Below are 21,668 nucleotides of genomic sequence, written 5' to 3' on the forward strand. Positions count from 1 at the left end.
CGGTGAGGTGATAGGGGGAATCCTAGGGGCCGAAGCGGTGTGTCATCGAGCGGATGCGTGTTTGATCTGGAGAATGACACCCCTTTTGAGTGGCTAACCGTCGGACCGCTTGCCAAAGACTCGGTCAAAGGCCCCAGAACACCCCTAACCTCACAGGGCTTTCTTAGGACCTGTCCAGCGGATCATGTCGCAGACGCGGGGCGTGGCACGCACATCTGCCGCGTTGTCGTCGGTCGGCGACGCTCCGCGTCGCCTCCCTCCTCCGCCTTGCAGCTGCACGCACCACGCCCCGCTCGCCGGTGCCTATCAGGCACCGTCACTTTCCTGCGACCTGATCCGCCGGACAGGCCCTAACCTTCAACAGACTTGCCACTCGAACGAGTTGCGCCCGCCGTGGCTCCCGCCTTGACCCCGCCGTCCTTGGCCGCTGTCGGGGCCTCGAAAGACTCCAACGCTTCCAGGACGTCCTGGACACGGGAGATTTCGGCGTTGATGTCCTCGCGGCGGCGGACGAGCACCTCCAGATCGCGCTTGCCCTCCTCGACCGTGCGGCGGGCCTCGCGGATCGCCTCCGCCTTCAGGTCCTCGGCCTCGCGGATGAGCGTGGACTTCTTCTGCTCGGCCTCCTTGAGGAGACCCTCGGCCTTCTTCACGGCGGCGATACGGACCTTGCCCGCCTCGGAGTTGGCCTCCGAGACCAGTTCCTTGGCCTTCATCTGGGCCTTGCCGAGCTGCTCCTCGGCGGCCTTGATGAGCGCGTCGCAGCGGTCGCCGGCCGACTTCATCGTCTCGGCGGACTCACGGCGGGCCCGCTCGTGCAGGTTCTCGATCTCCGTGGTGATGCGGTCGCGCAGCTCCTCGGACCGCTCCCTTATGGCAGTGGCGTCCCGACGCGCGCCGACGAGCAGCTCGTCCGCGTCCGTACGGGCCCGCTCCACCCGGGAGTTGCCCTCGACCGTGCCCTCGGACACCAGCCGGTCTGCCTCGTTGCGGGCCGCGCCGACCATCGAGTCGGCCTGTGCCTCGGCGTCCGCCGTCGTCTTCTGCGCCTGCTGCTGGGCCTCGCTGAGGAGTTTGTCGGCCTCGGCCGCGGTCTCCGTGATGAGGGTGTCGACCTGCTCGGCCGCCTCGGAGCGCCGTTTGTTGGCCTCCTTGCGGGCCTCGTCCAGCGTCCGCTCCGACTCCTCGCGCGCCGCCGAGGTGACCCGCTCGGCGTCCGCCTCCGCGTTCGCCTTGAGACGGTTGGACTCGTTGCGGATCCGCTCGGCCTGCTGCTGCGCGGAACCCACCGTGTCGGCGGCCTCGGCACGCAGCCGCTCCGCGTCCCCGGTCGCGTCCGAGATGAGCTTCCCCGCCTTGGCCACGGCCTCCGAGCGCACCCGCTCGGCCTCGTCGATGGTCTCCGTCTGGAGCCGCTCCGCCTCCGCCGTCACCTCGGTGATGAGAGTGTCGGCCTGCGTCGCCGCGTCCGAACGGATCCGGTTGGCGTCCTCGCGGGCGTCCGCCCGGGCCCGCGCCGCGTCCTGGTCGGCCTGCGCGATCGTGTCCGAGGCCTGCGTACGCACCTGCTGGGCATGCTCGGCCGACTCCGACCGCAGCCGCTCCGCCTCCGCGATCGCGTCCGAAACGGTGCGCTCCGCAAGGGCCTTGGCGGCGTCCGTCTCCTCGGCCGCCCGGCGCCGGACGCGGTTGGCGTCCTCGGTGGCCCGCTCCCGCTCGCTGTACGCGTCGGCGCGGACCCGGTCCGCCTCCTCCTGCGCCTCGCGCCGGGTGCGGTCCGCCACGTGCTCGGCGGCCGACCTGATCCCCTGGATGTCCTCCTGGGCCTGCTCGTGCAGCCCGGCGACGGACTCCCGTACCTGCTGGGCGTGTTGCTCGGCGCCCGACACCATCTCGGTGGCGCGCCGGTCGGCCTCCTCGACCAGCCGGACGGCCTCGGACTGTGCCTCCTCGACGCGGTTGCGCGCCGAGGCCAGCAGCTCCTCGCTCTGCTCGCGGGCCCGCTCGCGCTCCTGCCCGGCCTCCTCACGGGCCGACCCGAGCAGCTCCTCGGCCTCACGACGACGTCGTACGGCCTCCTCCTGGGCGGCGGCCAGTGTCTCCGACGCCTCCGTGGCCAGCCGCTCGGCGGCGGCCTGGGCCTCCGCGCGGACCCGGTCGGCGGTGTCCTGCGCCTCGGTCTTGAGCCGCTCGGCCTCGGCCGACGCCTCCGATCGAAGTCGTACGGCGATGGCCTCGCCCTCGGCGCGGGACGCGGACGCGTCGCCGGCCGCCTCGTTGCGCAGCCGGTCGGCCTCCGTCTCGGCCTGTGCCTGGAGGGAGCGGATGCGGTCGGCGGCCTCGCCGCGCAGTCGCTCGGTCTCCTCGGCGGCCTCGCGGCGGATCCGCTCGGCCTCCTCGCGGGCGTCGGTGAGTGCCTGCTCGGCAGCGGCGAGCCGCTCCTCGGTCTCCGTGTGCAGCCGGGTGAGGCCCTCGGCGGCCTCCTCGCGGCGTGCCTCTATGGCCCGCTCGGTCTCGTCGCGCAGGTCGCGTGCGGCCTGTTCGGCGTTCGCCTTGATGCCCTCGGACTGCTCGATGACCTCGGAGCGGTGCCGCTCGGCCTCCTTGCGGGTGCGGTCGAGGGTCTCCTCGGCCTGCCGGCGCAGGGTGGTGGCGCGCTCGATGGCCTCGGTGCGGACCTTCTCGCTGTCCGTGGTGGCGGTCTGGCGCAGCTCGTCGGCGTCCGCCCGGGCCTTGGACAGCAGATCCTCGGCGGTCCTGGCCGCCTCCTCGATCTGCTGGACGGCCTCGCGGCGGGCCTCGGCGCGGATGCGCTCGCCCTCGCCGACCGCGTCGGCGCGCAGCTGCTCGGCCTCGCCGCGCAGCCGGCGCGCCTCCTCCTGCAGCTCGACCGTCTTGGCCCGGTACTCCTTGGTGTCGTCCTTCGCCGCGCCCTTGAGCCCCTCGGCGATGTCGTGCGCCTGGGCACGCAGCCGGTCGGCCTCGGCCTCCGCCTCGGAGCGGATCCGCTCGGCCTCCTCGGTGGCGGCCTTGGTGGTGTTCTTGGCCTCCTCGGACGCCTTGTCGAGGACGTCCTCGGCGGTACGGGCGGCCTTCGCGAGCTGGGAGGCGGTCTCCTCGGCTGTGAGGCTGCGCGCGTTCTCCTCGGCCTCCGCGACGATCTTGTCGGCCTTGGCCTGGGCGTCCGCGACGACCTGCTCGGCGTCCGTCTTGGTGGACTCGGCCTCCTTGGTGGCCTCCGTCACCAGCCGGGCGACCTGCTCCTTCGCCGTCCGCGTGCGCTGCTCGTTCGCCGACTCGGCGCTCGCGAGCGCCTTGGCGGCGGCTTCTTTCGCTTCGCTGAGGACCTTCTCCGCCTCAAGGCGCGCCTCACGCAGTGAGGTTTCGGCCTCGGCCATGCGCGTCTCGGCGGTCCGGCTCATCTCGGTGGCCTGGCGGCGGGCGGAGTCCGACTCGTTGACCGTGGAGCTGCGCAGCTGCTCGGCGTGGTCGGTGGCCTCCTGGGCCTGCGAGGACGCCGCGTTCAGCAGCCGCTCGGCGTCCGTGCGGGCGCGGCGCAGAAGCTGCTCCGCCTCCGCGCGGGCCGTCTCGGCGTCGATCTCCAGCCGCTGGCGGGCCTCGGTGGCGACGCGCTCGGCCTCGGCACGGGCGGCGGCCAGGGCCTGCTCGGCCTCGGCGCGCGACTCGTCCACGAGACGGCGGGCCTGCGACTCGGAGCGGGCGCGGAGCTGCTCGGCCCACGCCACGTTCTCGTTGACGTGCGACTCGACGGTCTGCCGGCGCTCGCCCAGCTCCTGGTCGAGCTGCTGGCGCCGGGTCACCGCCTCCTGGTGCAGCTCCGCCTGGAGGCGCGCGGCCTGCTCGGCGTGCTCCTGGAGGATGCGCTGGGTCTGCGCGCGGGCCTGGCTCAGCTCCCGCTCGGCGTCCTGCCGCAACTGGTCGGCCTGGACCTGGGCATTACGAAGCATCTGCTCGGCCTGATAGCCGATGTCACCGCCGTCGTAAGCCGGTCGGGACATGAGGGTGCGGCGCGCCTCGTGCAGCTTGGCGCGCAGCACCTCGACCTGGTAGCCGAGGTCCTCGGCATGCTGGATCGCCTTTTCCCGCTCGGTCTTCAGCCGCTCCATCTCGGCCTCGAACCGAGAGAGGTGGTCGACGTCAGCCGCCGGCTCTCGCTCCTGGCGTTCGTAGCCCCGCACTGCGCGGTCCCATCCGTCCCCTGGTCGCGGTTTACTCCAACGAGCCCCGTCCATCCAACGGACGGTGCTTCCGGGGAATGGTGTCAGATCAACGACGGAGCATGGGCTGCTGCCCGACGCTCGCCCCCCGAAACCCGGACCCCGGCATGCCGTTGCCCTGGTTGCGAGCGACGACCGACCCCAACCCTACCGGCCCATATGTACGAGGGTCAGTGCTCAGGTGACTCAACAGGCGCCGAAGTGACCAGTTCTGTCAGTACGCCATGGCAATCCTTTGGGTGCAGGAACGTGATCCGTGACCCCATGGAACCGCGCCGGGGCTCCTCGTACAGAACGCGTACGCCCTTCCCGCGGATGTCCTCGGAGTCCGTGTCGACGTCCGCCGTGCCGAAGGCGATGTGGTGGACCCCCTCCCCGTTCTTCGCCAGCCACTTCCCTACGGCGGAGTCCTCGCGGGTGGGTTCGAGGAGCTGAAGGTAGGAGGCGCCGCCGTCGTCCGTGTTGTTGATCTTCAACATGGCCTCGCGCACGCCCTGCTCCTCGTTGACCTCGGAGTGGAACACCTCGAAGCCGTACGTGGCCCGGTAGAACTCGACGGTCGTGTCGAGGTCGAAGCAGGCGATCCCGATGTGGTCGATTCGCGTCAGCATGTATGTAGTGCAGCGCTAGCGCGATGGTTACGCAACGTGCGCGCGATCACACCGACGGCCCGATGACGGGGTGGACTACCGCTCAGTACATTTCAAGTAAACCCTCGTTCACTCCTCAGCTGAAACACGCTGGAAGGGGATCGCACCTCATGTCTGGAACGAACAGCACGACCTCGGTGATCGTCTCGGGCGCCCGGACGCCCATGGGACGCCTGCTGGGCTCCCTGAAGTCCTTCTCCGGAGCCGATCTCGGCGGCTTCGCGATCAAGGCCGCCCTCGACCGTGCGGGTATCGGTGGCGACCAGGTGCAGTACGTGATCATGGGCCAGGTGCTCCAGGCCGGGGCAGGGCAGATCCCGGCACGCCAGGCCGCCGTCAAGGCGGGCATCCCCATGAGCGTCCCCGCGCTCACCATCAACAAGGTGTGCCTCTCGGGCCTCGACGCCATCGCGCTCGCCGACCAGCTCATCCGTGCAGGTGAGTTCGAGATCGTCGTCGCGGGCGGCCAGGAGTCCATGACCAACGCCCCCCACCTGCTCCCCAAGTCCCGCGAGGGCTACAAGTACGGCGCGATCGAGATGCTCGACGCGATGGCCTACGACGGCCTGACCGACGCCTTCGAGAACATCGCGATGGGCGAGTCCACGGAGAAGCACAACACACGGCTCGGGATCGCCCGCCCCGAGCAGGACGAGGTCGCCGCCCTGTCCCACCAGCGGGCCGCGGCCGCCCAGCAGAACGGCGTCTTCGAGGCCGAGATCACGCCGATCGAGATCCCGCAGCGCAAGGGCGAGCCCGTCGTCTTCAGCAAGGACGAGGGCATCCGCGCGGAGACCACGGTCGAGTCGCTCGGCAAGCTGCGCCCGGCGTTCACCAAGGACGGCACGATCACCGCCGGCACCTCCTCGCAGATCTCGGACGGCGCTGCGGCCGTGGTCGTGATGAGCAAGACCAAGGCGCAGGAGCTGGGCCTGGAGTGGATCGCCGAGATCGGCGCCCACGGAAATGTGGCGGGACCCGACAACTCCCTCCAGTCGCAGCCCTCGAACGCGATCCTGCACGCCCTGAAGAAGGAGGGCCTGGAGGTCGAGAGCCTCGACCTGATCGAGATCAACGAGGCCTTCGCCGCCGTGGCGGTGCAGTCAATGAAGGACCTCGGGGTGTCCACGGAAAAGGTGAACGTCAACGGCGGCGCCATCGCCCTGGGCCACCCCATCGGCATGTCCGGCGCCCGGCTCGTGCTGCACCTGGCCCTGGAGCTCAAGCGGCGCGGCGGCGGGGTCGGCGCGGCGGCGCTGTGCGGCGGCGGCGGTCAGGGTGACGCGCTGATCGTGCGGGTACCCAAGGCCTGAGCAGCAGTACCTTCTCGCACATCCGCAAGGGATCGGAGCCGTGATGCAGGACGTCGCCTCGCTGGTGGCCCAGGCCAGGGAAGGCCGGCCGCGGGCCGTGGCCCGGCTGATCTCCCTGGTGGAGGGGGCATCCCCCCAGCTCCGGGAGGTCATGGCGACCCTCGCACCGCTGACCGGCGGGGCCTACGTCGTGGGCCTCACCGGATCGCCGGGCGTGGGCAAGTCGACGTCCACGTCCGCGCTGGTCACGGCGTACCGCAAGCAGGGCAGGCGGGTCGGCGTCCTGGCCGTCGACCCGTCCTCGCCGTTCTCGGGCGGCGCCCTGCTCGGCGACCGCGTCCGCATGTCGGACCACTCCTCCGACCCCGGCGTCTACATCCGCTCGATGGCCACCCGCGGCCACCTCGGCGGCCTCGCCTGGTCCGCCCCGCAGGCCATCCGCGTCCTCGACGCGGCGGGCTGCGACGTGATCCTGGTCGAGACGGTCGGGGTGGGCCAGTCGGAGGTGGAGATCGCCTCCCAGGCCGACACGAGCGTGGTGTTGCTCGCCCCCGGCATGGGCGACGGCATCCAGGCGGCGAAGGCCGGAATCCTGGAGATCGGCGACGTCTACGTCGTCAACAAGGCCGACCGCGACGGCGCCGACGCGACCGCCCGCGAGCTGAACCACATGCTCGGGCTGGGAGAGTCCCGCGGCCCCGGCGACTGGCGCCCCCCGATCGTCAAGACCGTCGCCTCCCGCTCCGAGGGCATCGACGAGGTCGTGGAGGCGCTGGAGAAGCACCGGGCGTGGATGGAGGAGCACGGCGTCCTCGCGGAGCGCCGCGCGGCCCGGGCGGCTCGCGAGGTCGAGACGATCGCGGTCACGGCCCTGCGCGCCCGCATCGGAGACCTGCACGGAGACCGCCGGTTGAGCGCGCTCGCGGAGCGGATCGTGGCGGGGGAGTTGGACCCGTACCGGGCGGCGGACGAACTGATCGCGGGCATCACCGAGGGCTGACCGCGGAGGTCACGGACGGCCAACCCGGTGGTCAACGGCCGTGTCCCGTTGGTACGTTGACCGCATGTTCCTCCTCTTGGCATAGGGCCCGCCCGGCCCGCGCACGGCAGCGATCGCATCGGATCGCCGTCGCGCGGCGCACAGGCGTCCCCTTTCCCTGCCTCCAGTTGAGGAACATCTCGCATGTCCGCGTCTTCTTCCACGCCGACTTCGGCGTGCCCTTCGTATGCCGCCGTGCTCCAAGTCCCGTACGCCCGCCGCACGTTCGCCGCGGCGCTCGTCGGCCGCCTCTCGTACGGCATGGTCTCCCCGGCGGTCCTGCTCGCGGTGGTCCGCGCCACCGGTTCCTACGCCGCCGCCGGCACGGTCATGGCCGTCTTCGGCGCCGCGACCGTCCTGCTGCTGCCCCTGCGCGCGGCCCTGGTGGACCGCCACGGCCCCCGCCGCGCACTCCTCCCCATGGCGACGCTCTACGGCGGTCTCCTGTGCGTCCTCGCGGCGGTGACCTGGAGCCCCGGGACGCCGGAGGTGGTGCTCGGCATCGTGGCCGCGCTGACGGGCATGTGCGCGCCCCCGCTTGGACCCACGATGCGCTCCGTGTGGGCCGAACTCGTCGGTGACCGTGGGTTGTTGCAGCGCGCGTACAGCCTCGACGGCGTCGCGGAGGAACTCCTGTACGTCATCGGCCCGTTGGCGGTCGGCGCGCTGCTCACCTTCGCTCCACCGGCTGCCGGGGTCCTGCTCAGCGCGGCCCTGATCGTGACCGGGACGATCGCCTTCGTCATGTCACCTGCACTGTCCGGAGTACGCGTATCCGCGGGCGCCGGGCGGGGGTTGAGGCCGGCCCGGGTTCGTGGGCTGCTCGGTCCTGTCGTCGTGGCCGGGGGGACGGGGCTCGCGTTGAGTGCCGTCTACCTGTTGGTGATGGCGTTCGTGGAGCAGCGGGGGTACGGCGACGATGTCGTGCCCTGGGTGCTGGCCGCGCTGTCGGCGGGCAGCGCGGTGGGTGGGCTTCTGAACGGGGCGGTCAACTGGCGTACGGCCGCGCGGATTCGGTTGTCCGGGGCCGCGTCGGGGCTCGGGGTGGCGTTGGCCGCGGGCGGGTTCGCCTCGGGGGTGTGGTCACTCACCGTGGCGGTGGGGTGCGCGGGGTTCTTTGTGGCGCCGGCGTTGACCACCGCGTATCTGCTCGCCGACGAGGTGGCTTTGCCCGAGGCGCGGACGCAGGCGGGGGCATGGGTCAACATGGCGGTGAACGCGGGGAGTTCGGGTGGGTCGGTGGTGACGGGGCTGCTGGTTGGGCGGCTGCCGTTGGGGGTTTGTTTCCTGGTCGCCGGGGTGGTGGCGGGGAGTGCGGGGGTCGTGTCCTGGCTGCCGGCTCGTCGTGGCTGGTCGCGCCCACGCGGCGGAGCCGCAAACTGACACAGCTCCGCGCCCTAGAGCGGCGCTGCCGTAGCCAGGGATGACAAAGGCGGCCGGGGTTCGTGGTCGAATCCCGGCCGCCCTCGATCAGTTGCTGCTACGGACGTCCCCGCTGGCCCCGAAGATGATCCGCGATCGGCTTCAGGGTCTTGCTGAGGTCCGACAGGCCCTCGGGGGTGGCGAGGTCGATGAAGTGGCGCCGTACGGAGGCGACATGGTGGGGCGCGACCTTCTTCATCGTTTCCAGGCCGTGCTCGGTCAGCACCGCGTACAGGCCCCGGCGGTCCGACTCGCAGTTCTCCCGGCGGACCAGGTCCGCGTTCTCCATGCGGGTGATCTGGTGCGAGAGGCGGCTCTTGGACTGGAGGGTGGCGGCCGCGAGGTCGCTCATCCGCAGTCGTACGCCCTCCGCCTCGGAGAGATTCACCAGGATCTCGTAATCGTTCATCGTCAGGCCGAACGGCTGCAGGTCCTTTTCGAGTTGGTACGTCAGCAGCCTGTTGACCTCCAGGTGGGTGCGCCAGGCGCACTGCTCCTCTTCGGTCAGCCAGCGCGTGGCCGTCTCGGTCTCCATGAATGAAGTCTACCTAAAATGTTGAAAGGCGAACTAGTGAGGGTGGCGTGACGGCGCGCACACGTTCGACGTCACACTCCGCAGACTACCGCTCACAGCCCGAAGCGACGCTGGAGGTCCCCCAGCTGTCCGGGAAGGCGCGGTGCGCCCGCCTGCTGTGCGGAGCCTGTGGGAACCCCGCCCCCGCTCGGTACCCCCGGCTCGTGCGGCACGACCCCTGTGGCCTGCTCGGGCATCAGGTTCTCCGACGACTGGAGCAGCACCGTGCCCGCCCCGACGAACTCGAACTGGTGCTCCTCCCCGGAGGCCCCGCCGATGCCCGTCATCGCACGTAGACCGCCCATGAGGCCGGTCATGTACGCGTGGTCGTAGTGATGGCAGGGGGAGGGGCAGTCGGCCCAGCCGACGAGGGCCTGCGGGTCCACCCGGATCGGGGGTTCCATGAACACCACCGGGCCGCTCGACGCGGCCACGATCTTGCCGGTTCCGATGAGTGTCAGAAAGCCGGGAACAATCGACTGCTTGAGAGCGAGACTTGGCTGAAAAGCGAGCAGGTTGCCCGAGCGAATGGTCATGTTGGCGTCTTCGAGGTCGTACGCGTTGACATCGAAGGCCCGGTCGGCGAGCAGCATCTTGCCCGAGCCGTCCGCCACGACCCAGTCGCTCGCGTGCAGAGGCGAATGGAAGGACGTGCGGACAAGTCGGTCGAGTCGCCCGTGCCCGATGCCGTTGAACTCCATCGAGCCGTAGTAGGCGATCATCTTCCCCTTCTGCAGGAACCACTGGCTCCCCTTGAGCTCCACGCAGAAGGTGTACTTGTTGACGTTGTCGTCGACCGGGAGGGTCATCGGGTCGTAGATCGTGGGGCCGGACCCCGCGTACTGGCTCACAGCTTCTCCTCCGACGCCTGGACGTACACCGCGCCGCTGCCGCTCAGCTCCAGCTGGAACGCCTCGCCGGAGCCCCGGCCCACCATGTCGCGCCAACCGAGCGCCGTGGACAGCTTGTTGCGTACGTCGCCGTGGTGGGCGACGTAGGCCTGCGGGTCGACGTGGACGGGGCGGCCCGGGGTGATCGGCACCTCGAAGACACCGCCGTGGGCCATCACGGCGACCGAGCCCTGTCCCTGGAGGGTGGTGGTGAACAGGCCCTGGCCGGTGACCTGGCCGCGGACCATGCCCATGACGCCGCCCTGGGAGCCCATGAACATCGTGCCTTGCTGGAGGGTGCCCTCGAAGGCGAGGAGGCGGTCGGCCTCCACGTAGAGGGTGTCGCCGGCGAGGTTGATGATCTGGATGTGGTGGCCGCCGTGACCGAACATCACGGTGCCGCTGCCCTCGACGGTCATCAGGGGGGTCGCCTCGTTCGCCACCCGGCGTCCGAGCATCGACATGACGCCGCCCTGGCCGCCCTGGATGTTGGGGGTGAAGGACACGTCGCCCTGGTAGGCGAGCATCGCGCCGCGCTGGCTGAACAGCCGCTGGCCCGGCATGACCGTGGCCTGGATCATCTTCGAGTTGATCTCGGTGAACGCCATGTCACACGTCCCCCGCGATCGTGTTCCGCTCGCTGGGCTGGACGTAGACGAGCCCGTCGCCCTCGAAGCGGATCTGGAAGGCCTCGCCGCCGCCCTCCCCGAAGAGCGTGCGGAAGGTCACACCGGACTGGAAGGACTGCTGCAGATTTCCCTGGTGCGCGATGTACGCGCCGGGGTCGACGGTCAGCGGGTACTGCCGGCTGACCCGCAGCACCACCGCCGGACCGTCCGACATGATGGCCGCCTGGCCGTGGCCCTCGACGGTCGTCGTGAACAGTCCGTTGCCCTGCGAGGCGCCGCGCAGCCCGGTGAACGTGGTCCCCGTCCGCAGCCCGGCGTCGGTCACGAGCAGATTGCTCGACTCCACGTACAGCTTGTCCCCCTGGAGATTCACGAGGTTGATCTCGGAGGCCCGGTCCGCGAACCAGCAGGTCCCCTGCCCCCTCACCTCCATCACCGTCATCTGCTCACCGGTGAGCCGCCGGGTCACCATCCCCCGGATGCCCTCACCGCCGCCGCTCATCTTCTTGAAGGCCATCTGCCCGTCGTACGCGACCATCGAGCCGTTCTTCGCCTTCACGGCGTCCCCGGTCATGTCGACGGCGAGCACCTTGCTGCCCTGGAGTCGAAACATCGCCACGCTGCGAAGGTAACCGCAGGGGCACGGTCGAGGACAGGGCCCGTGGGTGGAGAACGACCCTGACCTGCCCCCTAGGGCGTGTCGCGGAGCCTGTCTTGGCGAGTGCTCAGCCGGATGACGGCGGTCCCCGCGCGCAGGTCCACGGTCGACCAGGGCGGGTCCCCGTCCTCCTCGTCGTCCCGCATCACCAGCGCGCTCTGGCGTTCCTTCAGCTCGGTCTGCTTGCCCGGGGAGAGGCTCGCGTGCAGTTGCTCGAAGCCGGTCGCGGATATCTGGCCCTGCCGCCCGGAGTTCCGCCAGGGGAGCATTCCGGCGCGGCCCATCTTCAGGAGCAGCTGGTCGAGGAACGCGAGCGCGGTCAGCAGGACCACCAGCCCGGGCAGCGTCATGAAGAAAACGAACTGCACGGGCACTCCCGGGGACTCGGCTGCGGACCCCCAGTCTCGACTCGCTCAGCCGTTTGCCACAATGGGTGAACGTTTGTGCTCGCGTTCACAAACTGTGGACGTCTCCCTCACCGAAGGTGACCTGTGGACATCAAGACCGCCACCGCCATCCGCCGCCTCCGCCTGGTATCGGCCCCCGAGGCCGTGTCCTTCCTCGTACTGCTCGTCTGCTCGGTGCTGAAGCGGACCACGGACTTCAACGCGGTGCCCGTGATGGGCATTGTCCACGCCGTCCTCTTCATCCTCTACGTCCTCTTCTGGGCCGACGCCTGGAACCGCACCAAGTGGGGCGCGAAGACGGCGGCCCTCTACTTCATCCTCTCCGTACTGCCCACCGGCGGCTTCTTCGCCGAGCGCAAGCTCAGGCGCGAGTCCGAGAACGCGGTCATCGCCTCCCGCGCCCGCCAGGAGCAGGAAGGGGCCGTGAAGGCATGATCGTCGCCTTTTCCGTGACGCCGCTGGGTGTCGGCGAGGACGTGGGGGAGTACGTCGCCGACGCCGTCCGCGTGGTCCGCGAGTCCGGCCTGCCCAACCGTACCGACGCGATGTTCACGTCCATCGAGGGTGAATGGGACGAGGTGATGGACGTGGTCAAGCGCGCGGTGGCCGCCGTCGAGGCCCGCGCCCCGCGCGTCTCCGTGGTCCTCAAGGCGGACATCCGCCCCGGGGTGACGGACGGCCTCACGTCCAAGGTGGAGACGGTCGAGCGGCACCTGGCGGAGTAGCGGGAGCGCCGTCCGGCGGGGGCGGGGCGGGTCAGGGAAGCGGGAAGAGTTCAGGGGCTGGAGGAGCGAGCGCTTGAGGAGCGAGCGCTTCAGGCCTTGCCCCACCCGCCCTCGCGCCGCAGGTACGTCACCGCCGACCCGAGGCCGGTGACGGGCGGGCTCAGGTCGCCCCGAACTCCTCGGCCACGGCAATGAACTGATCCCGGGTCAGATTCACCCCACCCGCTTCACCCCACCCGCTCCACCACCGCACTCAACCGCGACACGACCGCCAACTCCGGCACCCACCCCAGCGCGGCGACGACCTGGCCACTCCCGAACTCCCTCTGTGCGGCCGTCACCGTCGGGTCGATCGAGCACTCGGCCTGTACCCGCACGTAGTTCAGCGCGGTGGCGAAGAGCATCGAGAACGACTGCGGACCCCGTACGACGGCACGCCCCCCGGCGCTCCGATACGCCCGCGCCACCCGCACACCCGCCTCGACGTCCCCCTCGTTCCCGCCCGACCACACGAACAGGGCGCGGGCCAACTCCCGTTCCGCGGAAGCGGATCCGGCGTTGTCCCAGTCGAGGAGGACGGGACCGTCCGGGCCGACCAGGACGTTCTGGGGTTGCAGGTCGAGGTGGGACGTCACGAGGTCGCCGGGGTCGGACGGGGTCACCCAGGGCGCCAACTCCCTTGCGGAGGTGGCGATGAAGCGGCCCAGCGCGTCCGCCCACGGCATCCCCGCCCGCCGCACCTTCCCGTGCAGCTCCCTCCACTCGGCGTCCTCCGGGCACCGTTCGTACCAGGAACCCGGCGTCCTGCTCTCGCCGTTGCCCGCCCGGTGCAGCAGCGCCATGGTCCGCCCGAACCAGTCCAGGATCTCCGGGTCGGACACGTCCGCGGGGGTGCCGTCGGTCCACTCGTACAGCTTGATGTGAGAGCCGGCGGAAGAGCCGGAACCGGAGGTGGAAGCGGGACCGGATGCGGAGCCGGAGCCGGGGGCCAAGTGGGAGACGTGCGCCCCCTCCCGGTTCGGCAGCAGCCGCGGCGACGCGATGCCCAGCTTCTCCGAGGTCTCCCGTAACGCGGCCTCCCGGCGGACCTGGTCCTCGTCGCAGCCGAAGAGGAGTTCCTTGACGGCCCATGAGGAACCGTTGCCGGACAGCTTCCAGATCTGGCCCAACGCGCCCCGGGTGACCGGCGTCAACGTCCACGGTCCGGCGCCGAGCGCGTAGGCCTCGGCGATGAGATCGGCGGTGTCGTGCATGCGGGCGCCTCCCGTGCGGCTGCTGAGCATCATGACCGACGCATTCTCCCCGAGCCGCCCCCGCACCCCGCCCCACCGCCGGAGGAACCTTGTTCCGCTGCCGGAGGCCCTGCTCCACCGCCCGAGGCGCCCCGTCCCGCCGCCGGAGATACCTCGCTCCGTCACCGGAGAGGCATCCCGTTCGGCTGCCGGAAGCGTCCCGCTCCACCGCCGGAGACCCTCCGCTCCATTACCGGAGGAACCCCGTCCCGCCGCCGGAAGCACCTCGCTCCGCGACCGGGGAGGCATCCTGTTCGGCCGCCGGAAGCATCCCGCTCCACTGCCGGAGGCACCAGCTCCGCTGCCCGAAGCACCCCGATCCACTACCGGAGATCCCCACCCCACCGCCGGAGGCATCCCGTTCCGCCGCCGGAGTCAACTCCCCACCCACCTGGACGCACCCAGTTCGACATGCCCCTATATGTCCACTTGTGTGTGGGTATCGGCCCGGTCGATCTTCGGTTCCACGGTCTCCAGTCGGACTCCACGGTTCCTCGGTCCCCGGGCGTCGATCACTCCTCAATCATTGGAGGGCACTGTGCGGCCGGAGGGCTACGACTACGACACCTACAGCCGACTGGCCGGACCGCTCACGGAGCCGTCCGGTGCGTCGTACCAGGTGCAGTACAACTCGCTCCTCTCGCGCGAGCCCCACCGAATACGTGCGGTCCTCCTGATGAGCCTCGCCCCGGTGCTCACCGCCGCCCTGCTCGTCTATCTCGTGTGGCCCTCCCACTGGGTGGAGCGCGAGGGCGGTCAGGAGTGGATGGTCGGGCTCGACGTCACGATGCTGATAGCCATCGGCCTCATCGAGCTGTTCATGGTCGTCAACGTCGCCTCCGTCGCCCACGCCACACTGGTCGCCCGCGACCCCATCCCCGTCGTCCCCGCCCCCGGCACCCGCGTCGCCTTCCTCACGACGTACGTCCCGGGCAAGGAACCCCTCTCCATGGTCCGCGCCACCCTCGAAGGTGCGGTCAATGTGACCCACACGGGTCCGGTCGACGTCTGGCTCCTCGACGAGGGTGACGACGAGCAGGCCAAGGCACTGTGCGCCGAGTTGGGCGTACGGCACTTCACGCGGCACGGAGTTCCCGAGTGGAACCGGCCTAAAGGCGTCCACAAGGCCCGTACGAAGCACGGGAACTACAACGCCTGGATCGCGATGCACGGCGGCGACTACGAGTTCTTCGCCTCCGTCGACACCGACCACGTGCCGCTCCCCAACTTCCTTGAGCGGATGATGGGTTACTTCCGCGACCCGGACGTCGCCTTCGTCGTGGGACCGCAGGTGTACGGGAACTACCACAACCCCGTCACCAAGGCCGCCGAGTCGCAGCAGTTCCTCTTCCACGCGCTGATCCAGCGCGCCGGCAACCGCTACCGCGCCCCCATGTTCGTCGGTACCAACAACGTCGTACGGATCGCCGCCGTCAAGCAGATCGGCGGGCTGTACGACTCCATCACCGAGGACATGGCCACGGGCTTCGAGCTGCACCGGCACCGCAATCCCCTGACGCGTACGCACTGGCGGTCCGTCTACACGCCCGACGTGCTCGCCGTGGGGGAGGGGCCGGCCTCCTGGACCGACTTCTTCACGCAGCAGATGCGGTGGTCGCGCGGGACGTACGAGACGCTGATCAAGCAGTACTGGAAGGCGCCGTTCACGATGCCTCCGGGGCGGCTGTTCTCGTATACGCTGATGCTCGTCTACTACCCGATGACGGCCGTCAACTGGCTGCTGGGCATCATGAGTTGCTTCCTGTTCCTGTGGTTCGGGGCGTCCGGTACGCAGGTCGCGGCCTCTGTGTGGCTGATGCTCTACAGCGATGCGGCCGCGCTCCAGATCGGGCTCTATCTCTGGAACCGGCGGCACAACGTCTCCCCGCACGAACCCGAGGGGTCGGGCGGGCTGGCCGGCATGGCGATGTCGGCGCTCTCCGCGCCCATCTATCTGAAGTCCTTCGGTGAGGCGCTCATCCGTCGGCCGAGCCGGTTCGTCGTCACGCCCAAGGGCGGCGACGCCAGCCCGGACCGGGTGATGACCTTCCGGATCCACCTCTTCTGGGCGATCCTCCTGGCCACCTCGCTGGCCGCCTCGGTCGTCCTCGACCACACCCACGCGGCCATGCGCACCTGGGCGGTCCTCGCGATGGTCATCTCCCTTGCGCCGCTGGGAGTTTGGGTCGGCTCGCTGATCAAGGAGCGCCGGGAACGCCGGTCGCTGCTCGGCGGCGCGCGCACCCTCGACACCGCCGAGCCCGCGCTCGCCACCACCGGGGCCGGTCCGTCCGTCTCCAGCACCACGACAGGGGGCAACTAGACCATGGCCTTCCAGCCGTCCCAGAAAACCAGGAAGACCGTCCTCGGCATCGGCGGCGTCGCCGTCCTGGCCGGTCTCAACGCCCCGGCCGCCCTCGACTTCGCCGGCGAGCAGTACCACGAGTACAAGATCACCCGGCCCGGGTACATGGCCAAGTACGGCTCCTGGGACCAGATCGACATCCCGAAGGAGTACCGCACCAACGCCATCCACGCCTCGCTGCTGCACACGGGCAAGGTGCTGATCGTGGCCGGGTCCGGCAACGAGCAGAAGAAGTTCAACGCCGGGTCCTTCGACACCGTGCTGTGGGACCCGAAGGCCGACACCTTCAAGAAGATCCCGACCCCGGTCGACTTCTTCTGCGGCGGACACAGCCAACTCCCCAGCGGCAACCTGCTGGTGGCCGGCGGCACGGCTCGCTACGAACTCCTCGACGGCGAGGTCAAGCGGGCCGGCGGCGGCATGCGGGTCAAGAACGAGAGCCCGAACAAGGCGATGTTCCTCAAGAAGGGCACCGTCTTCCGCTCCCCGGCCGGCGTCGACTACGTCACCAAGTTCGACGTCACCGTCCCCAAGGCCAAGCGCGAGTTCAAGGTGACGTACAACGCCCGCGGGGTGATGCAGCCCTGGCAGACCAAGGTCACCGCGAGCGAGGTCCGCGTCTTCGTCGAGGCCGCCGAGGCGGGCCCGATGTCGGTCACCGAGAACCAGGCGCAGTACGACATCGTCGGCCTCAAGGGCAAGGACGCGAACAACACGTACGGCCTCTCCGAGAAGATCACCCTGGAGAAGCAGGACTACCAAGGCATCCGCGCCGCCTACGAGTTCGACCCCAGGGCCGAGCGGTACATCGCCGTCGACCCGATGGAGAAGGCGCGTTGGTACCCGACCCTCGTCGGCCTCGACGACGGCCGCGTCCTCGCCGTCTCCGGCCTCGACGACGTCGGCGTGATCGACCAGGGCGACAACGAGATCTACGACCCGAAGACCAAGAAGTGGACCCCGGGCCCCAAGCGGTACTTCCCCACCTACCCGGCCCTCTTCCTCACCAAGGGCGGCAAGCTCTTCTACCCGGCCTCCAACGCCGGGTACGGACCCGCCAACAAGGGCCGTGAGCCCGGCCTTTGGGACCTGAAGACCAACAAGTTCACCAAGGTCGCCGGGCTGCGCGACCCCGAGGAGACCGAGACCTCGTCCTCGCTGCTCCTGCCGCCTGCCCAGGACCAGAAGGTGATGATCCTCGGCGGCGGAGGCGTCGGCGAGTCCAAGAAGTCGACCCCGCGCACCGCCGTCGTCGACCTCAAGCAGGACAGCCCCGTCTTCAAGGACGGCCCCGATCTCCCCCAGGGCACGCGGTACTTGAACAGCGTGATCATGCCGGACGACTCGGTCTTCACCACCAACGGCTCCTCCGACTACCGCGGCCGCAGCGCCAGCAACATCTTCAAGGCGCAGTTCTACGACCCGAAGGGCAACGCCTTCCGCGAGGCCGCCGCCCCGATGGTCGGCCGCAACTACCACTCCGAGGCACTGCTGTTGCCCGACGGCAGGGTCGTCACGTTCGGCTCCGACCCGCTCTTCGACGACCAGGCCAACACCAAACTGGGTCACTTCGAGCAGCGCATGGAGATCTTCACCCCGCCCGCGCTGCACAAGAACGGCAGCAACAGGCCGGTTCTGCAGGACGGTCCGGAGACCCTGGACCGGCACCACCGGGCGACCTTCCGCACCGACCACCCCGAACGGGTCGTCAAGGCCCGCCTGATGCGCCCGAGTTCGGTCACCCACACGACGGACGTCGAGCAGCGCTCCATCGAGCTCGGCCTCGTCAAGGACGGCAAGTCGGTGACGGTGGACGTCCCCAAGGACCAGGCCCTGGTGCCGCCCGGCTGGTACATGCTCTTCGTGACGGACGCCCAGGGCACGCCGTCGGAGGCCAAGTGGATCCAGGTGCAGTGAAGTTGACCGCCGCGAACTGAAGCGAACTGAAGGCGAACTGAAGTGCCTTGCTACGCCTTGGAGTTGCGTGCCAGCTCCAAGGCGTACTCCGGCCACCACTGCCCGGCGTCGGGACCGCCCTCACAGGTGCCGTCCGAGGCGCCGGGCCGCTTGATCCACAGATAGGCGTCCAGGGACTGTTCGCCGGTGTCGGTGGTCGGCCGGGTGCCCAGGCCCCGGCCCGGCGGATTGCACCAGGCGCCGGGCAGCGGCCCGTTGCCGTTGCGGCTGGTGTCGACGACGAAGTGCTTGCCGCCGAGGTCGCGCGACAGCTGGACGCCGTACTTCTTCGTCACCGCGTCCGTCTGGAAGTTGGAGACGTTGAGGGAGAAGCCGTCGGCCTCCTCGACACCGGCCCGCTTCAACGGCTCCACGAGCTTCGAAGAGTCCTGAATCCAGGACGGGTTGCCCGCGTCGAGATACACCCTCGTCCCCGACTGCTGCTTCAGCCGGACGACCGCCTCGCTCAGCAGCTGATCCCGCTCGCCCTGGTATTCACCGGGTGTGCAGCCGTCCACCATGTGCGCGACGGCGTCGGGCTCCAGCACCACGAGCGCCTTCGCGTCGCCCAGCGCCTCGGCGAACTTCCCGATCCACGCCCGGTAGGCATCGGCGTCCCCGGCCCCGCCGGCCGAGTGCTGACCGCAGTCGCGGTGCGGAATGTCGTACGCGACGAAGACCGCCGTACGTCCTTCCTGGCGCGCGGCCGCCGTCGCCGCCCTGATCACCGGGCCGGGGTCGATCTCACCGGCCGGCCACAGTGCGGTCGGCTCGTCGGCGATCCGCTTGAGCAGGGCGGCGTCCTGCTTGCGCCCCTCCCGCTCCCACATCTGGATCTGCTCGGCCGCCGGGCTCGCCGGGTCGACCCAGAAGGTCATGTCGCCCATCGGCTCCTTGGACCGGGCACCGGCGACGGAGGCCTCGTCGACGTCGGCGCCGGACGAACAGCCCACCGCCAGGCCGAACACCGAGAGCACCGCGAACGTGCGGATCAGCCGGGACATGCCGCTCCTTTGCGCGAGGGGACATTAAGTGATGATTCGTCAGCATTGTGGACGATCCACCACCACGCCGGGCCCTGGCGCGCCGGTCGGCCGCCGCGTGAGGCCGGCCAGCTGGTGTCTGTTGGCGCACGGTGGCGGCTGTTGGTACGCCGTGTGGAGCTTTGGCGTGCCGGTCAGTCGCGGCCCGAGGCCAGCGCGATGCCCAGCGGTGTCCGCTCGTAGAGCACCTGATGGCCGTAGCGTCGGGCCGTGAGCAGGCCCGCGTCCCGCAGCACCGTCAGATGCGCGGACACCGACGAGGGCGCGAGGCGGAGGCGGTGGGCGAGGGCGGTCGTGGAGGCGGGTTCGTCGAGCGCGACCAGCACGGCGGCCCGACCGCGCCCCAGCAGCCGTAGCAGCGCGTCCGGTGTGTGGTCGGCGGGCTCGGCCCACAGGGCGCCGATACCGCGGGCCGGGTAGGCGAGGGTCGGCTGCCAGGGGTGCTCGAAGGTGCTCACCACGTTCGGCCAGATGAAGACGCTCGGCAGCAGCACCAGGCCCTGACCGCCGAGCCGGCGCTCGTGCTCGCCCCGGAAGTCCACGGTCAGCGTCCCGGCGTCCCAGCCGCAGTGCCGGCTGATCTCCGGGAGCAGCACGCCCAGCCCGACCTCGGCCAGCCGACGCGAGTGGAAGGCGATGTCCGCCTCCAGCAGGGCGCGCAGCCGTGGCCAGTCCGGCGCGACCAGGGTGTGCCAGACGGCCTCCATCGCGTCCGCCAACTCCTCGATCATGCGGGCGGGTTCACGCAGCCAGGCCCGGCCGCGCGCGGACTCCGGCGCGCCGGGGGTGGATGCCAGCGACCGGGCCGTGTCCTCCCTGGCCCGCGCCGGATCGGCCGCGCGGACGGCGGCGATCTCCTGCTCGAAGGTGGCCGCGGGGCCGATCGGCGGCGGACACAGCCAGCCGGGACAGTGCCCCGTCTGCGGCATCAGCAGCCACAGCGGCGCGAGATCGAGACCGGCCGCCGCCGCGCCGGTCCGCCGCAGCCAGGGCGTGTGATAGCCCTGCCGCTCGGGCCGCTTGAGCGTCCGCACCACCTCCTGCGTCTCCCAGAGCGGCGACACGGCGAACCGGCACCTGAGGAAGTCGTCCTCCCCGAAATACAGCCGCGACGGCATGCCCACCCCAGAAGATTCGGTCCTGAAGAACCTGAAGAACTTGAAGATTCGGCCCTGGCCGAAACTCTAGGACGCCACGGCGCCGCTGAGCAGGCTGCTGCCCATGCTCCAAGCCCCTCCCGCGCCGCCCACCGGTTACCGCCGCGTCCTCGCCGTCCCCGAGTTCCGCGTCGTCTTCGCCGCGCACGCGCTGTCCCTCCTCGGCGTGGTCGTCACCGAGATCGCGCTCTCCGTCCTCGTCTACGACCTCACCGGCTCGCCCCTGCTGAGCGCGCTCGCGTTCGCGGTCGGCTTCCTGCCGTATCTGATCGGCGGGACCCTGCTCGCCGGAGTCGCCGACCGCTACCCGGCCCGACGCGTGCTGGTGGTCTGCGACCTGGTGTGCGCGGCCTGCGTCGCCACGATGGTGACGCCCTGCACCGGCATCGCCGTACTGCTGCTGCTCCGCTGCGCCCTCGCCGTCGTCTCACCCGTGTTCGCGGGCACCCGGATGGCGACGCTCGCCGACATCCTCGGCGACGGCGACCTCTTCGTGCTCGGCCGCTCACTGCTGCGGATCGTGTCGCAGAGCGCGCTGCTCGTCGGATACGGACTCGGCGGCCTGCTGCTCACCGTGGTCTCCCCGCGCCACGCCCTGCTGATCACCGTGGGCACCTTCCTCACCTCCGCCGCCCTGCTGCGCCTCGGCACCCGGCGCCGCCCCGCCCGGAGCAGCGGCGGGGGCGCCCTGCTGACCGACTCCCTCAGGGGCGCCCGGCAGGTCCTCGCCGACCGCAGGGTCCGGGCACTGCTCCTGCTCTTCTGGCTCCCGGCGATGTTCTCCGTCGCCCCGGAGGCCCTCGCCGCGCCCTACGCGGCCGGGCTCGGTGCCGGTTCGACCGGGCTCGGGCTGCTGATGTGCGCCCTGCCCGTCGGCACGATCGCCGGCGAGCTGTACGCCGGCTCCCGGCTGCGCCCCGCCACCCGGGCGCGGATCGCCCTCCCGCTGGTCTGCTGCACCCTGCTGCCCTACCTCGGCTACGCCTGCCGGCCGGGCCTGGCCCTCTCCCTCGCGCTGCTGGTGATCGCGGGCGCCGGGTCCGCGTACACGCTGGGCCTCGACCAGTGGTTCGTCCGGGACGTGCCCGAGGAACTGCGCGGCCGGGCCATGACCCTGCTCACCGCCGGGCTGATGACGATCCAGGGCGTGGGCATGGCCCTGGCCGGTGTGGCCGCCGAGTTCGCCGGGGTGCGCGGGGCGGTCGTGGGCGCCGGGGCGCTCGGCACGGTCTGCTGCGCCCTGCTCGCCGTAGAAGCCCGCAGGACCGCCAAGGGACCGAAAGGCGAGACGGGGCTGACCACGATGTGAC

General features: G+C 70.4%; 18 protein-coding genes. 8 read left to right on the top strand and 10 right to left on the bottom strand.

Features of this window, described 5'->3' with window-relative positions; genetic code table 11:
* Positions 1-350: 350 nt before the first annotated feature.
* Together scy and mce are read right to left on the bottom strand one after the other, a co-directional pair.
* On the bottom strand, positions 351-4,199 hold the full coding sequence (gene scy, locus OG496_RS37770; protein WP_405974051.1) for a polarized growth protein Scy: 3,849 nt from the start codon (positions 4,197-4,199) through the stop codon (positions 351-353).
* A gap of 209 nt (positions 4,200-4,408) precedes the next feature.
* Positions 4,409-4,849, bottom strand: coding sequence for a methylmalonyl-CoA epimerase (gene mce / locus OG496_RS37775; protein ID WP_019073152.1), 441 nt, complete (start codon positions 4,847-4,849; stop codon positions 4,409-4,411).
* A gap of 149 nt (positions 4,850-4,998) precedes the next feature.
* Between mce and OG496_RS37780 the strand changes: the two genes are divergently transcribed.
* From OG496_RS37780 to OG496_RS37790, 3 genes are all read left to right on the top strand, one after another.
* Positions 4,999-6,201: an acetyl-CoA C-acetyltransferase gene (locus tag OG496_RS37780; RefSeq protein WP_405974052.1), complete on the top strand. Its 1,203-nt coding sequence runs from the start codon at positions 4,999-5,001 to the stop codon at positions 6,199-6,201.
* Positions 6,202-6,244: 43 nt separating this feature from the next.
* Positions 6,245-7,201 (top strand): methylmalonyl Co-A mutase-associated GTPase MeaB, encoded by a 957-nt coding sequence (gene meaB, locus OG496_RS37785; protein WP_317880807.1) that lies wholly within the window; start codon positions 6,245-6,247, stop codon positions 7,199-7,201.
* A gap of 183 nt (positions 7,202-7,384) precedes the next feature.
* Positions 7,385-8,623, top strand: a complete 1,239-nt coding sequence (locus OG496_RS37790) for an MFS transporter (RefSeq protein WP_405974053.1) — start codon at positions 7,385-7,387, stop codon at positions 8,621-8,623.
* Positions 8,624-8,720: 97 nt separating this feature from the next.
* Here the strand turns inward: OG496_RS37790 and OG496_RS37795 are convergent, their stop codons facing one another.
* From OG496_RS37795 to OG496_RS37815, 5 genes are all read right to left on the bottom strand, one after another.
* On the bottom strand, positions 8,721-9,197 hold the full coding sequence (locus tag OG496_RS37795) for a MarR family winged helix-turn-helix transcriptional regulator (protein WP_405974054.1): 477 nt from the start codon (positions 9,195-9,197) through the stop codon (positions 8,721-8,723).
* A 92-nt stretch (positions 9,198-9,289) separates the two neighbouring features.
* Complete coding sequence (locus tag OG496_RS37800; protein WP_405974055.1) at positions 9,290-10,087, bottom strand: AIM24 family protein; 798 nt, start codon at positions 10,085-10,087, stop codon at positions 9,290-9,292.
* Positions 10,084-10,734 carry an AIM24 family protein gene (locus OG496_RS37805; RefSeq protein ID WP_405974056.1) on the bottom strand — a complete coding sequence of 217 codons (651 nt, stop codon included), beginning with the start codon at positions 10,732-10,734 and terminating at the stop codon, positions 10,084-10,086. The genes OG496_RS37800 and OG496_RS37805 overlap by 4 nt, the downstream gene beginning before the upstream one ends.
* A gap of 1 nt (position 10,735) precedes the next feature.
* Positions 10,736-11,368: an AIM24 family protein gene (locus OG496_RS37810; RefSeq protein WP_327407071.1), complete on the bottom strand. Its 633-nt coding sequence runs from the start codon at positions 11,366-11,368 to the stop codon at positions 10,736-10,738.
* Between the two features lie 77 nt (positions 11,369-11,445).
* Positions 11,446-11,781 (bottom strand): DUF6191 domain-containing protein, encoded by a 336-nt coding sequence (locus tag OG496_RS37815; RefSeq protein WP_366489930.1) that lies wholly within the window; start codon positions 11,779-11,781, stop codon positions 11,446-11,448.
* A 123-nt stretch (positions 11,782-11,904) separates the two neighbouring features.
* Here OG496_RS37815 and OG496_RS37820 point away from each other — a divergent pair, with 123 nt between their 5' ends.
* Together OG496_RS37820 and OG496_RS37825 are read left to right on the top strand one after the other, a co-directional pair.
* On the top strand, positions 11,905-12,255 hold the full coding sequence (locus OG496_RS37820; protein WP_399387269.1) for a DUF3817 domain-containing protein: 351 nt from the start codon (positions 11,905-11,907) through the stop codon (positions 12,253-12,255).
* On the top strand, positions 12,252-12,545 hold the full coding sequence (locus OG496_RS37825) for an MTH1187 family thiamine-binding protein (RefSeq protein ID WP_019060761.1): 294 nt from the start codon (positions 12,252-12,254) through the stop codon (positions 12,543-12,545). The genes OG496_RS37820 and OG496_RS37825 overlap by 4 nt, the downstream gene beginning before the upstream one ends.
* A 227-nt stretch (positions 12,546-12,772) precedes the next feature.
* Here the strand turns inward: OG496_RS37825 and OG496_RS37830 are convergent, their stop codons facing one another.
* Positions 12,773-13,798 (bottom strand): phosphotransferase, encoded by a 1,026-nt coding sequence (locus tag OG496_RS37830; RefSeq protein ID WP_405976792.1) that lies wholly within the window; start codon positions 13,796-13,798, stop codon positions 12,773-12,775.
* Positions 13,799-14,375: 577 nt separating this feature from the next.
* Here OG496_RS37830 and OG496_RS37835 point away from each other — a divergent pair.
* Complete coding sequence (locus tag OG496_RS37835) at positions 14,376-16,160, top strand: glycosyltransferase family 2 protein (RefSeq protein ID WP_405976793.1); 1,785 nt, start codon at positions 14,376-14,378, stop codon at positions 16,158-16,160.
* 3 nt (positions 16,161-16,163) lie between these two features.
* Positions 16,164-18,119: a galactose oxidase-like domain-containing protein gene (locus OG496_RS37840; RefSeq protein ID WP_405974057.1), complete on the top strand. Its 1,956-nt coding sequence runs from the start codon at positions 16,164-16,166 to the stop codon at positions 18,117-18,119.
* 50 nt (positions 18,120-18,169) lie between these two features.
* Here the strand turns inward: OG496_RS37840 and OG496_RS37845 are convergent, their stop codons facing one another.
* Positions 18,170-19,162 (bottom strand): glycoside hydrolase family 6 protein, encoded by a 993-nt coding sequence (locus OG496_RS37845; protein ID WP_405974058.1) that lies wholly within the window; start codon positions 19,160-19,162, stop codon positions 18,170-18,172.
* Between the two features lie 173 nt (positions 19,163-19,335).
* Complete coding sequence (locus tag OG496_RS37850; protein WP_366489936.1) at positions 19,336-20,319, bottom strand: DUF5937 family protein; 984 nt, start codon at positions 20,317-20,319, stop codon at positions 19,336-19,338.
* 103 nt (positions 20,320-20,422) lie between these two features.
* Between OG496_RS37850 and OG496_RS37855 the strand changes: the two genes are divergently transcribed.
* Positions 20,423-21,667, top strand: coding sequence for an MFS transporter (locus OG496_RS37855; RefSeq protein ID WP_405974059.1), 1,245 nt, complete (start codon positions 20,423-20,425; stop codon positions 21,665-21,667).
* Position 21,668: the final 1 nt, after the last annotated feature.

Origin of the sequence: Streptomyces sp. NBC_00988, from assembly GCF_045162645.1 — a bacterium.
In the GTDB taxonomy this organism is placed as follows: Bacteria; Actinomycetota; Actinomycetes; order Streptomycetales; family Streptomycetaceae; genus Streptomyces.